We start from the raw sequence: 12,905 nt of genomic DNA on the forward strand, positions 1-12,905 counted from the left end.
GTTGGATGCCTTAATTTATTTTCAAGGTAAAACGCTTTCTCCAGCGTTGAGTAATTAGCCTGAAAGTCAGGTAAATCAGAGGGATGTGGCGCGTATAAATAAGTTTATATTTATACGTGTTACTTGATTCGCTAATAAATAATGTGTTGCATGTTAAATTGCGCTGGGTTAATAATGATTTCGAACTAGGTTGTTTTATATTAATTAATAAAGGAGCTGTTTATGAGAGTTATTGATAATACTATGCTTGATCAAATTTCTGGCGGTCGAGGGAATAATGGTGGTGATCGGTCGGATAACGGCGGTCGCAATAACAACAAGGGAAGAGGCGCGTCCACTAACTATGGCGGGCAGGCCAATGGCTTTGTCGGCAATTCATCTCCCGGTATGGATGCCAATTGTGTCGGTAGCCTTGCCTCTGGCGCTTTCGCTGGGGCGATTGGCGGTTCGCGAGGTGGCCTTGGCGGTGCAGCCGCAGGAGCTGCTATCGGTGCTTTGGGCGGGATTAATGGTTGTGTCAATACGGGCAATGGCGGTGGTGGCGGAACGGGTAGCAATAGCAGCTGTGGTGGAAGTTCAGGTAACAGCTGTAGCAGGTAATGTGATTCATGGCTAAAAACTAATACCAGCATGTTACCTATCGCATCACCTACACAGAGGGTTATACAATGATGATTAAATCAAATTTTTTATATAGCATATGGATTTTTGTTCTTGTATTATTCATTATTAACCCTCTGTTTTATTGTGTTGGCATTTTAGCTGTTTCTGTCATCGAACTCCCTTCATGGCTTACTAAGACAATTCTTGTATTCGTTATACCTTTAGGTTGCTACCGTTTGATCGATCTGGTTTACAACGCGGTGTGTAAGATAGTGACCCGAATGTCGAAAGAAAAATGATAGCCAGCCTAATCAAGGAAAAATATTGGCCCCATAACGGTTAATCAGTTTGGGGCCAATCTTGCCGTTGTTTTGATGGTTAAATCGCAGTCATACCGCACCTTGCATCGTATGCCATTGCGGTAGCGAGTTGCTACCGTCGTTCACCTCCACCGTCAGCATTAATTCCCCGCGCCGCAACTGAATGCGCAGACCACCGCTATCCCGGCTGACATGCATATCGGTTATTGGCTGCCGATCGTCAAAATCCCATACGCCAATAAACTCCGCCTGTGGCTGATGGCTGCGTAATGTCAGATAACTCAGATCGGTCACTGCCGGGTTGGCCGGAGCATAGCCTTGCCACAGCAGCGCATCGCCATGCAGCCACAGCGCTTGCCCTTTACGGGAAGTGGCAAAGTGGCGTGGTTGGCTGTTGGTGAGCTTGGTTACCAAGGCGTCGTGCATTACCGTCAGCGGCCCTTGTTGGCTAAATGGTGAAGTGTCACCCACCGCATCCAGCGCTTTGCCTTGCAGATGCAGCGTCCAATCGAGCTGCTGGCGATGCGGATTGGCGATAGTGCTGATATCAATCAGCGCACCGGGCAACCACAGCAAACGACGACGGAACCGAATATCGCGATAGGCCTGGCTATCCCATTCCACCCGGGTATGGCTATCCAACTCCGGCGGGCTTTGCTGCCAATCGACCTCCACATCCAGCCAGCAAAAAGACTCGCTCTGATGATATTGTAATATCTGCGGGATCGCTGGTGGCTGATTAGCCTGATTGACGGTCAGCGTATTATGGGTGGCGCTATTTTTGTAGTAGGCGTAATGCATCCGCGCGCCATAACCGGTGGTGCCGAGATCGGGCAAGATCTCCTTACCGTGGTCGAACAAAATCAGGTTAAGGCGATCGTAGTGATCGTGTTCGCCGCCATAAGGCGTATGTTTCACCAGTAATGCCCGCCGTTGTGCCGGATCGCGCCAGATGGTGATGCCGCAATCTGGCGCGTGCAGATGTTGTTGGGGGATCACGTTCAGCGCTTGTACTGGCAAAGCGGCCCCGTAGAGCAGTGCATCAATATTGGCTCGTGGCGTGTCGCGGTAGATGGCTTGTAGCGCGGCGGCATACTCCGGTTGTTGATAGCAGGACCAGGCAAATTCGTAGACATCGTGGTGATCGAGGCGTTCCTGGCCATAAATGCAGTCGTTAATGCGTGGAAAACTGCCGTCCGGCATCAACAGTTGCAGTGGGAAACTGAGCATTTTGCGGTAGTAGGGCGTGGCTAGCAGGCTCCAGCGGCTGCCTAGCGCCAGTTTTTCAAACGCCAGAAACCCTTGCAGCGCATAAAAGTGATAATGAATCGAACCCTCGAACCATAACCCTTCCGCGAACAACCCGTGCTCAAGCTGATAGCGCAACCCATAAGGCTGATTGACGGCAAACTCCAGCAGCGCCTCGTCTTGTAGAATAAATCCCAGCACGCCGATGGCGCTACTGATCTTAACCTCATGGTTATGCAACTGCGGCGTGCGGTGCGCCATCAGAAACTCTGCACCGCAGCGCAGCAATCTTTCTTCTATGAAATGACGTTGTTCCTCAGTTAACGCCTCGCAGATAAAGTCATAGCCTAGGGTGAAGTCGAGCAGGCAGTTGGCTTCACACAGGGTTTGGGCGTTCATCTTGCCTGGCCCGTTGTAGGGGATGCCGCCGTGCTCCTGATAGTCTGGATAAAATTGGGCGTAGCGCAGTAAAATATCGCGCACCTTAGCCAGATAGCGTTGTTCACCGGTCAACTGCCACAACAGCCCCAGTTGGCGGCAGGCTTTGGCATTCAGGCCGTTCATCTCGCGCCACCACGCACCATCATAAGGTTCACCGCTAAAGCGCCGCCCGTCTACCGGGCAGCAATGGGCTTTGGGGGAGTCGTGCCGCCAGGCTAGCCGTACGCCGTGATCCGGGCAAAAGTAATACAGATTCCAGGTAGCGACGGAGGTAGCTGGCACCTGTAATGGCGTATCGAGCACCACGGCGTTTTCCGCCAGCAGATGCACAATGACCAAAGGTTGTCTGGCCGCACGATCTCGCAACGCAATAAGTTGTTGCGTGGTGAACTGCTTCATTAGCTGTGGATCCTTCTTCCCGGAGCTTAAGGTTTTAATGGGGTAATCAGCGTGGTGATATCGTCGGGGTAGTTGGCCATCAGCCACTGTGCCTTTTCACGAAATACCGGGTCTTCCGGCCAGGCGCGGGCGGCGCTGACGATATTGACCAAGGCTTTTTTGTTATCCATTTTGTCGATATCTTTCCACGGCCATGGCGTGTCGCTATTCACGAACCCGGCAACATAGCTGTAGCCTTTGCGCAGGCTGTGATCGTCCAGGCTGAAGTTCCATACATCAACGCCGGTGATTTCTCCCAGGCGGCCAAGCTTGTTATAGGCTTCAAGGTTGAAGTTGCTGTAATGCCACGGGCGGGTGCGTTCCAGTTCGGCCATCTGGCGGCCTTGATTATCAAACTGGTTGGCAATGCGTCGCAGTTGGGTGATTTGCAGCCGTTGTTTGGCTTCGGCGATCTGGCCGCTGAACAGGGCAAAAGAGGCGGCTTGTAAGTCAAAGTAGGTGCCGTGGTTGTTATGCCAGTTATCCTCTTCAAAGCCGTTCTGGCTGGTCGTCATCCAATGGTAGAAATCGCCGTACCACTGTTTGAGTTGCTGATACTCTTTGTCGCTGATGACGTTGGCCGGGCGTAGCAGCTCGATGGCGTCAATAACGTCCACCAGCGCGCGGCTGTCAATCAGGCCGATGCCACGCCCATCGTTAATCCCTGGAATAGCCTGTGCATATTGCAGGTTCGGATTCATGCGGGTTTGCGGATTGATAAACCAGTTCACCAGTTGTTCGCGCGCCTTCTGCGCATAGGCCGGGTTTTGGCTGAAGTACCAGGCCAACGCCAGATTAGAGACATCGTTGCTCATGGCGACCAGGCGCTTTTTATCGGTGGCATCGCTGTTGGCATCGGGGTTGGTTTCGCCATCTTTACGGATATAGGGCAGCCCGTCCTTTTTACTTGGGTCTGGCCACCAGTAAGGCGGGAAGCTGTAATAGTCGTGCTTGTCGCCGCTGGCGGCGGTCAGGCTTTTATCCATGACGGAGTAGAGCGGCTGCTTGAGGGCGCGATCGGCAGAGGAAAGCAACTTGTTATAGGCGCCGACAAACGCCGGGGTTTTTGCTGTCAACTGCTGTTGGCTGTACTGCAAGTCATCCAGTTTGACGATCAGCGGGTGCCCCTCGGCGGCAGACGACCCGCCCGCATGGAATAATGCCGCAAGAGTTAATGCCAGCAAGGGTAAACGGGGTAATAAAGCCATTTTAATCGGCAGCATGATTTTCTCCGTTCATCTGAGGATAGTGTTATTAATAGTAGGTGTTTAATATTTCCCAGCTAAATGGCTGGTTAATGCGATTAGGCTTTTAAAATGATTTTATAAATTGAAATATTGTTTCAAGCTAGTGATGACGCAGTGTAAGAGAAGACGGATATTTTTTTGTGATACACATCAAATTTAGCCTTCTAAGCGTAAATTGAGGTTAAAAACCCGCTGGCGGTCACGAAAAACCGCCTTTATCAACGTTTTTTGATTTTTTAAGCAATAATTTGTTTTTTATAACCACATGTTTTTAAATGACTATCGCGTGATGTCACCTTTTTTGTCACTTTCCTCTGTGATCAACAGCAAAGTTTTTAATTTTGAAACATGATTTCTATTTTATGGCGTTGTATTTAAAAAGGGCATTCGATTTAATGGCTAGGCACTCATTTAAAATATCCATACCCTGGTTCACTCCATTTTCGTGATTATCAAACCTCTTAAAAAAAGGATGTGAATAAAATGTCCGTTAGCAAAATTAAATCCTTATTGTTGTTATCTGCGCTTGGCCTGGGAGTCACACAGGCTTATGCAGCAGAAACGCTTAATATTTGGATCCGTGCCAGTAACGATTCCAAAAATATTTATACCAAAGAGGCCGAAACCTTCGAGAAGAAAACCGGCATCAAGATTGAGTATTTCAACGCCACCACCGATTTCGAACAACGCCTGGCCCGTGCCGCTGCGGGGAACGCCTTACCGGATCTGATCTTCAACGATGCGGTCGCCATCGGGCAGTTTATCCAGCTCGGTATCGTTGAGGAAATTGAGCCGAAGAGCATTGCCGGGCATGACAACCTCTACCCCATCGCCTGGGAAAGTACCCGCTATACCGATGGCAAATATTACGGCGTGCCTACTTCTGCGCAGACCTTCGCCCTGTTTGTGCGTAAAGACTGGCGCGAAAAACTGGGGCTGCCGCAGCCGAAAACCTGGCAGGACGTGGCCACGCTGGCCAAAGCCTTCACCACGCAAGATCCGGATGGCAATGGCAAAAGCGATACCTACGGTTTCCTGCTGCCAGCATCCACCACCCGTGGTTATGCCAGTTGGTTTATGAGTGCGTTTCTGTGGCAGGCCGGTGGTGACTTTATTCGTGAGTCGGGGCAGGGCAAATTTAAAGCCTCACTCGATGAACCTGCGGCGGCAGAAACCCTGCAGTTTATGCGCAACATGTTGTGCGAAAAGGTAGTGCAGCCGGGTGCCATCAATGCCACCACCGCCGATGTGATCCCTTCGTTCCGTTCCGGCCAGACCGGCATGTTCTTTAGCGGCCCTTACCATATCGCGCTGTTTGATAAGGATCCGGGCAAGGATAGCTTCGAAGTGGTCGCCCTGCAGGGGCCGCAAAGTGGGGCCACGCTGGCGGAAGGCACCACGGTGTTCCTGATGAAGAGCAGCCAGAAGAAAGAGGCCGCCCGCCAGTTCATCGAATTTATGATCTCAAAAGAAGGGCAAGAGATCGGCATGGGCAAGGGCAGCAAAAATATGCCGGTGGTGCGCTTACCGGTGAACCAGCAGGTCGATATCCAATCCGTTTACGACGATGCTCGCTGGGCCACCTTCGCCAAGCTGTATACCGAACAGGGCCGCTATGTACCGCAGGTGCCGAACTGGACGCCAATCCGCCAGATCACCGCAGAGGGCTTTAACCGCATCCTGGCGGACTGCAACAGCGATATCGCCGCAGAGCTGAAATCCAGCAACGACAAGGTCAACGCCGAACTGGCCAAACAACAAGTGCTGGCCGAGTGATCCTCCTGGGTGCCGCGGTTGTGCGGTGCCTTGTTAATCCTATAGAGCGATGATAACGATGTTAACTTCCCGCCAGAAACGGAACCTGGTGCCGTGGATCTTCCTGGCCCCGGCCCTGATCATTTTTACCTGGTTCAAGTTCATCCCAATGCTGCAAGGCCTGGTGATGAGTTTCTACAAGGTGAATTTCAATCAACAAAATGAGTGGGTAGGGTTTGCCAACTTCTCCCGCGCCTTTGCGGATGCTGAACTGCATGCGGCGGTGTTCAATACCTTCCTCTATGTCATCGTAACGATGGTGGTGGCGGCAGTGCTGGCTTTCTTCCTGGCCATGCTGCTTGAAGGCCCGGCACGCCACTTGCGTTTTATCCGTACCGCTATCTTTCTGCCAGCGGTCACCAGTGCGGCGATCGTCGCCGAAATGTGGCGCATCCTGTTCAACCCGACCCCCAACGGCGTGATGAACCAGGTGTTGAGCTGGTTTGGTGTGGCCGATCAGGGGTTCCTGGCGAGCTCCGATCAGGCGCTATGGGTGATCATGCTGCTGCATATCTGGAAGGCGATCCCCTACAACATGGTGATCTTTATCGCCGGGTTGGCCGGTATCAGCCGCGATCTGTATGACGCCTCCAATGTTGATGGTGCCAACTGGTGGAACCGTCTGCGCTACGTGACCTTGCCTGGCATGATCCCGGCGCTTTCTGTGGTGCTGATGCTCTCCTTTATCCGTGGGTTCCGCGTGTTTGCCGAAGTGTATGCCACCACCGGCGGCGGGCCTTCCAACTCCACCGAAATGATCATGACGCACATCTACAAGCTCGGTTTTGAGCAGTTTGACTACGGCTATGCCTCGGCGGTGTCGTTCCTGTTGTTCGCCTTCACCGTGCTGTTGACCATTTGTCATCTCACGCTGAAAAAACGCATCGCACGTTATTAAGGAGCCCTCATGTTAGGTAAACGTTGGGATACCTTTGGCCGCTGGATGATTTACGCTCTGCTGCTGGTGGTATTTGTCGGCCCGTTCTGGGGCATTGTGGCCACCGCGTTCAGCGGCGCACCGGTTAAACCGGGGGAATTGCTGGCATGGCCGAATCAGTTTTCGCTGGAAAACTTTATCTTCGCCTGGAACGACATTGGCGTTTGGCAATACCTGTTGAACTCTATGGTGGTGGTGTTCTTTGGCACCATTCTGCAAGTGTCGGTCAGCGCGTTGGCAGCCTATGCGCTGGCACGTAAGAAGTTTGTTGGCGTGTCGTTGGTCAGCCTGGTGATCCTTTCCACCATGATGCTGCCGGAAGAGGTGATCGCCATTCCGCTGTATATGATCATCAACTGGAAGTTGCCGGTGATCGACGCTTCGCTCTACAACACCTATCTCGGCATGATCATGCCTGTAGTGGGCTGGGCGTTCTCCATCTTTGTGCTTAGCGAGTTTATGGCCGCTATCCCCAAAGAGCTGGAAGAGGCGGCGCGCATCGACGGGGCCAATGAATGGCAGATTTTCTTCCACGTGATTTTACCGCTAGTGAAGCCGGCGCTGGGGACGGTGGTGACCTTCGGCTTCATCATGATCTGGGATCAGTATCTGCTGCCACTGATCGTCATCAACCGCGACAGTCTGAACACCATTCCGGTGATCCTTGGCACGTTGCGTACCGACGAGAGCATCACCCCGAACATCTTTATTGCCATCACCTTACTGGCGATGCTGCCTAGCATCATCGTTTATCTCGGCCTGCAAAAACATTTCAACCGCGGGATTATGTCCGGCGCGGTCAAAGGATAAGGAGCGACCTATGGGTTCCGTGGTACTGAATAATGTCTGTAAATCTTATGGCGATGTGCACGTCATCAAAGACGTCTCTCTGACTATCCCGGAAGGCGAGTTTTGTGTGTTGGTCGGCCCCAGTGGCTGCGGCAAATCGACGCTGCTGCGGATGATTGCCGGGCTGGAGGAGATCACCGGCGGTACGGTCGCGATAAATGAAAAAGACGTCACCGACGTAGAGCCAAAACTGCGGGATATCGCGATGGTGTTCCAGAGCTACGCGCTGTATCCGCAGATGTCGGTGCGGGAAAATATGGGCTTCGCGCTGAAAATGGCCAAGCTGCCGAAAGCGGAGATTAACCGCAAGGTCGAAGATGCAGCGGAGTTGCTTGGGCTTGGCGTGTTGCTGGATCGGTTACCGAAGGATCTCTCCGGTGGTCAGCGCCAGCGGGTGGCGATGGGGCGGGCCATTGTGCGTAACCCGCAGGTATTCCTGTTCGACGAGCCGCTCTCTAACCTGGATGCCAAACTGCGCACTCAGGTGCGTGGCGAGATCCGTGAGCTGCACCGCCGGTTGAAAACTACCTCGGTTTACGTCACCCACGATCAGATTGAAGCGATGACGATGGGGCAGATGATTGTGGTGCTGCGCGACGGGCGCATTGAGCAGGTCGGCACACCGTTGGAGCTGTACGATCGTCCGGCTAACCTGTTTGTGGCCGGGTTTATTGGCTCGCCGGAAATCAATCAGTTAAAGGGTGAAATTGTGATAGCGGGCGATGAAACTCTGCTACGTCTGGCGGATGATTCGCATCTGCGCCTGCCTGCGGGCTTGCAGGTACAGGTGGGGCAAAAGGTGGTGTACGCCATTCGCCCAGAGCAGGTTAACGTGGTGGGCGAGAACGAGCAGCACGGGGCGTTACAGGCGACCATTACCGCCATCGAAAATACCGGCTCGGATATGCAGCTGTTCTGCAACACTGGCGGCGGAGCCTTCACTTCGGTATTCAAGCAGCGTCTTGCTGTGCAGGAAGGGGAGACGGTCTGGCTACAGCCGAAGCTCGCCGGGATCCATATTTTTGACGCCGCAAGCGGGCTGCGTGTGCCTTACCGTGTCAGTTAACAGGAGGGATGGATGAAGCTGTATACCCTGGACATTGCCTGCCTGGAGAGTGCTCAACGTCGGTTGCAGCAGCCTTTTTCTCCGCTACAGGTTGCGCTGAGCCAACTGGTGAGCGATGCCGACAAGCTGCGCAGGCAGCCGCTGGAAACGGTGATCAACAAAAAGCTGCGCCCGGTCAGTGGCGATCCCCATGATTATTACAGCCTGGGCACCTACTGGTGGCCGAACCCGCGGCGGCCCAACGGGTTGCCCTATATTCGGCGCGATGGGCATACCAATCCGCAGTGTCAGAATAATGATACCGACACCACGCGGATCATCCGCATGTGTGAGCGCTGTTTGACGTTGGGATTGGCTTGGTACTTCACTGGCCAGCGCAATTATGCGCTGGCCGCCGCCGAACAGATCCGCTGTTGGTTTCTCAATGGCGAAACGCTGATGAACCCGCACCTGAACTACGGCCAGGCGATACCGGGAATTGTTTCTGGGCGTGGCACGGGGCTTATCGACACGCGGCTGATGTGGATGGTGATCGACACCATTGGCCTGATCAGCCCGGCGGGCGTGCTGGATACCGACGATATTATCGGCCTGCATCAGTGGTTCCGGGATTTTAACCACTGGATGTATCACAGCGAGGTCGGGCATTCCGAGTATGTCTGGCACAACAATCACGGTACCTGGTATGACGCACAGCGCACGGTGAACGCGTTGTTTTATGGTGACAAAGGGCTGGTGGCGCGGATTATCCAGCAGGGCATCACCCAGCGGATGGCGGCGCAGATCGACCAGGATGGCAAGCAGACCATGGAGCTGGAGCGGCCGGTGCCGTTCCACTATTCGCTTTTTAACCTGGAAGCCCATCTGTTGCTGAACCGTTATGCCGAGCATGTGGAGTTCGATCGCTGGAACGAGGTGCGTGACGGCAGGAGCGTTAAGCTGGGGATCGACTATCTGGTGCCATTTATCGCCGATCCCGAACTTTGGCCGTATAGCGATTTGCAGGGAATTGTCTGGGATAGCGCGCTGCGGCTGTTGCTACAATCGATCCGTGGCTATCCGCAGGATGCTCCGCGTTATAAAGCCGTGCTGGAGGATCTCCCAGAAGAAACGCTCGGCTTACGCGAACGGCTGATGTGGTGTTGCTAGCCGATTTTTTAAGTCGGGAGTCGCTGTTCCCCTCACTAGGCCGAACAGGCTCCTGCAACCAGCCTCAAATCCACCTACAGCTTCACAATCTGCACCAGATTGGTGTGTTGCGGGTTGCCCTTGGCCAGCGGGGAAGGGCGATGGTGGGTCAGAATATTCACGCTGCCGCCGTGATCGACCTTATCACCAAACATATCCGCCGCCAGCCAGGCGCCTTGGCCCATCGCGGTGACGCCGGGCATAATGCGTGGCGTTACCTTCGCCTGGATCTGCGTTTCGCCCCGGCCGTTAAAGACCTTCACCCGATCGCCGTTCTTGATGCCGCGCGCCTGCGCATCCAGCGTGTTGATCCACACCTCCTGCGGGCAAGCCTGCTGCAATACGTCGATATTACCGTAGCTGGAATGGGTTCTGGCCTTGTAGTGGTAACCAAACAATTGCAGCGGATATTGGCTGCTCAGCGGATCTTCCCAACCTTCGAACCCGGCGGCATAGACAGGTAACGGGTGGATCACATCTTCTGGCGCCAACTCCCAGGTAGCAGCGATTTCCGCCAGCCGTTCGGAATAAATTTCAATCTTGCCCGATGGCGTTTTCAGTGGGTTGGCCTGCGGATCTTCTCTGAACTCCTTGAAGGCCACCACGTGCTCTTCCGGGCATTTGCGCTTATAAATACCGGCGCTTTTCATCTCTTGATAGCTTGGCATCTCCGGATTGCGTTCGCGGGTTTTCTCACACAGGTATTCGATCCACTGTTGCTGGTTGCGCCCCTCGGTGAAGGTTGCTTCGGCCTGTGGCCCAACCCGTTTGGCCACCTCGGAAAGGATCTCGTAAATCGGGCGGCGTTCAAACTTGCGCGTGGTGGCGGGCTGGCCCAGGATCACATAGCCCATATTGCCTGCGGACTCATGAGAGATTAGGTCTTCCTGCTCGGTTGGCATCAGATCGGGCAGCAGGATGTCGCAGTATTTGGCCGACGAGGTCATAAAGTGCTCGATGCCGACGATCATTTCACACTTGCTGTCGTCTTGCAGGATCTGGTGGGTACGGCTGATATCGCCATGCTGGTTGATCAACGTATTACTGGCGTAGCACCAAATAAACTTGATCGGCACGTCCAGCTTGTCTTTGCCACGGATGCCGTCACGTTTGGCGGTCATTTCCGGGCCGCGCATGATGGCGTCGGTCCAGGTAAACACCGAAATCTTGGTCTGCACCGGGTTGGTCAGCATGTCGAACCATTCCACGCCCAGATCGAAGCTACCTTCGCGGCAGCCGGTATTACCGCCGTTGATACCGACGTTACCGGTCAGGATCGGTAACATGGCTATGGCCCTGGCGGTTTGTTCACCGTTGGCGTGACGCTGCGGCCCCCAGCCTTGGCAGATATAGGCCGGTTTGGTCATGCCGATTTCGCGGGCCAGTTGGATAATGGTGTTGGTCAGTATCCCGGTGATACGAGCCGCCCACTCTGGCGTTTTGGCGATGCCATCGTCACCCTGGCCGAGGATATAGGCTTTGTAATGGCCGTTTTTTGGCGCGCTGCTGGGTAGGGTGGTTTCATCATAGCCTACGCAGTATTTATCCAGGAACGGCTGGTCCACCAGGTTTTCGCTGATCAACACGTGGGCGATGCCTGCAACCAACGCAGCATCGGTGCCCGGGCGGATCGGTACCCATTGATCTTCACGGCCACCAGCGGTATCGGTATAGCGCGGATCAATGACAATCATCTTGGCGTTAGAGATAGCCCTGGCTTGTTCCAGATAGTAGGTCACGCCACCACCGCTCATGCGGGTTTCCGCCGGATTGTTGCCAAACAGTACCACCAGCTTGCTGTTGGCGATATCATCCGGGCTGTTGCCCTGCTGTGCGCCGTACAGATAGGGCATGGCGGCGGTGATCTGCGCGGTGCTGTAACTGCCATAGCGGCTGAGGAAGCCGCCGCAGGAGTTCATCAGGCGATAAGGCACGTTGGAGTTGGTGATATTGCCGCCGTCGACCCCGGTACCGTACAGCACGTGCACCGCTTCATTACCGTATTGCGCCAGGGTGTGCTTCAACTGGCCGCTGATGGTATCCAGCGCTTCTTCCCAACTGATGCGTTTGAACTTGCCTTCGCCGCGTTTGCCGACGCGTTTCATCGGGTATTTCAGACGGTCCGGGTGGTTCATACGGCGGCGGATAGAGCGCCCGCGCAGGCAGGCCCGCACCTGATGGTTGCCATATTGATCGTTGCCGGTGTTGTCGGTTTCCACCCAGTAGACTTCGTCATCCCGCACGTGCAGGCGCAGCGCACAGCGGCTGCCGCAGTTTACGGTGCAAGAACTCCAGACCACCTTGTCTTCCGGCTGTTGGGCATTTGGCAGCGGCTCGGCGGCAGCGATTTTACGGAAGGGTAACACCAGCCCCGAAGTGGCGGCCAGTAAACAGCCGGTAGCCGAGCCGGTTTTGATTAGCTTACGACGGCTGAACGGGTGATGAAGCAGGTCCGGGTTGTTGTTATCGTTCATGATAGTGCTCCCTGTGCTGGCCTATTTCGGTGCCGATAACGCCTGATGTCTGGTTTGCTATTAACCTATGATGTCTCTTGGCAAGACGTTTTAAGTCAGGCAACGGTGGCGTGAACTATTAAAAGTGCTAACCTGTAGCGAATAGAACCGTCTGCATTAATGAATTTGCATTGGTAATATTCGCCATGCAAAGTTATCTCTGAGCTTGATAATTGGATTACCTCTTAATAAGTATACTCGTGCACGGGGCAGATGAAGTTTGCTTGAGGTCAAGTTTTA

9 protein-coding genes are annotated in these 12,905 nt (G+C 53.9%); 6 read left to right on the top strand and 3 right to left on the bottom strand.

What is annotated here, in order from left to right; translation table 11 throughout:
• The first annotated feature begins 400 nt into the window (after nt 1-400).
• On the top strand, nt 401-616 hold the full coding sequence (locus WN53_RS28705) for a hypothetical protein (protein WP_152526644.1): 216 nt from the start codon (nt 401-403) through the stop codon (nt 614-616).
• A gap of 376 nt (nt 617-992) precedes the next feature.
• Here WN53_RS28705 and WN53_RS18745 read toward each other — a convergent pair whose 3' ends face one another.
• Nucleotides 993-3,011 (bottom strand): heparinase II/III domain-containing protein, encoded by a 2,019-nt coding sequence (locus tag WN53_RS18745; protein WP_024486308.1) that lies wholly within the window; start codon nt 3,009-3,011, stop codon nt 993-995.
• 26 nt (nt 3,012-3,037) lie between these two features.
• Nucleotides 3,038-4,258 carry an alginate lyase family protein gene (locus WN53_RS18750; RefSeq protein ID WP_024486307.1) on the bottom strand — a complete coding sequence of 407 codons (1,221 nt, stop codon included), beginning with the start codon at nt 4,256-4,258 and terminating at the stop codon, nt 3,038-3,040.
• A gap of 522 nt (nt 4,259-4,780) precedes the next feature.
• On the opposite strand from WN53_RS18750, the gene WN53_RS18755 reads away from it, so the two are divergent.
• Genes WN53_RS18755 through WN53_RS18775 form a run of 5 tightly spaced genes read left to right on the top strand, consistent with a single transcriptional unit; the run spans nt 4,781 to nt 10,113 of the window.
• Nucleotides 4,781-6,073 carry an ABC transporter substrate-binding protein gene (locus WN53_RS18755; RefSeq protein ID WP_024486306.1) on the top strand — a complete coding sequence of 431 codons (1,293 nt, stop codon included), beginning with the start codon at nt 4,781-4,783 and terminating at the stop codon, nt 6,071-6,073.
• Between the two features lie 49 nt (nt 6,074-6,122).
• Nucleotides 6,123-7,010, top strand: coding sequence for a carbohydrate ABC transporter permease (locus WN53_RS18760; protein WP_024486305.1), 888 nt, complete (start codon nt 6,123-6,125; stop codon nt 7,008-7,010).
• A gap of 9 nt (nt 7,011-7,019) precedes the next feature.
• On the top strand, nt 7,020-7,859 hold the full coding sequence (locus tag WN53_RS18765) for a carbohydrate ABC transporter permease (protein WP_024486304.1): 840 nt from the start codon (nt 7,020-7,022) through the stop codon (nt 7,857-7,859).
• Nucleotides 7,860-7,869: 10 nt separating this feature from the next.
• Nucleotides 7,870-8,964, top strand: a complete 1,095-nt coding sequence (locus tag WN53_RS18770) for an ABC transporter ATP-binding protein (RefSeq protein ID WP_024486303.1) — start codon at nt 7,870-7,872, stop codon at nt 8,962-8,964.
• 12 nt (nt 8,965-8,976) lie between these two features.
• A complete protein-coding gene (locus WN53_RS18775) occupies nt 8,977-10,113 on the top strand; it encodes an alginate lyase family protein (RefSeq protein ID WP_024486302.1) in 1,137 nt (378 codons plus the stop codon).
• A 74-nt stretch (nt 10,114-10,187) separates the two neighbouring features.
• Here WN53_RS18775 and ynfF read toward each other — a convergent pair whose 3' ends face one another.
• Complete coding sequence (ynfF, locus tag WN53_RS18780; RefSeq protein WP_024486301.1) at nt 10,188-12,626, bottom strand: selenate/tellurate reductase subunit YnfF; 2,439 nt, start codon at nt 12,624-12,626, stop codon at nt 10,188-10,190.
• Nucleotides 12,627-12,905 lie beyond the last annotated feature (279 nt).

It is taken from the genome of Serratia fonticola, from assembly GCF_001006005.1.
GTDB classification, from domain to species: domain Bacteria; phylum Pseudomonadota; class Gammaproteobacteria; order Enterobacterales; family Enterobacteriaceae; genus Chania; species Chania fonticola.

Coding starts and splice junctions, on each gene's coding strand:
- WN53_RS18745 (WP_024486308.1), bottom strand. CDS start 3,011: ATGAAGCAGTTCACCACGCAACAACTTATTGCGTTGCGAGATCGTGCG.
- WN53_RS18750 (WP_024486307.1), bottom strand. CDS start 4,258: ATGGCTTTATTACCCCGTTTACCCTTGCTGGCATTAACTCTTGCGGCA.
- WN53_RS18755 (WP_024486306.1), top strand. CDS start 4,781: ATGTCCGTTAGCAAAATTAAATCCTTATTGTTGTTATCTGCGCTTGGC.
- WN53_RS18760 (WP_024486305.1), top strand. CDS start 6,123: ATGATAACGATGTTAACTTCCCGCCAGAAACGGAACCTGGTGCCGTGG.
- WN53_RS18765 (WP_024486304.1), top strand. CDS start 7,020: ATGTTAGGTAAACGTTGGGATACCTTTGGCCGCTGGATGATTTACGCT.
- WN53_RS18770 (WP_024486303.1), top strand. CDS start 7,870: ATGGGTTCCGTGGTACTGAATAATGTCTGTAAATCTTATGGCGATGTG.
- WN53_RS18775 (WP_024486302.1), top strand. CDS start 8,977: ATGAAGCTGTATACCCTGGACATTGCCTGCCTGGAGAGTGCTCAACGT.
- ynfF (WP_024486301.1), bottom strand. CDS start 12,626: ATGAACGATAACAACAACCCGGACCTGCTTCATCACCCGTTCAGCCGT.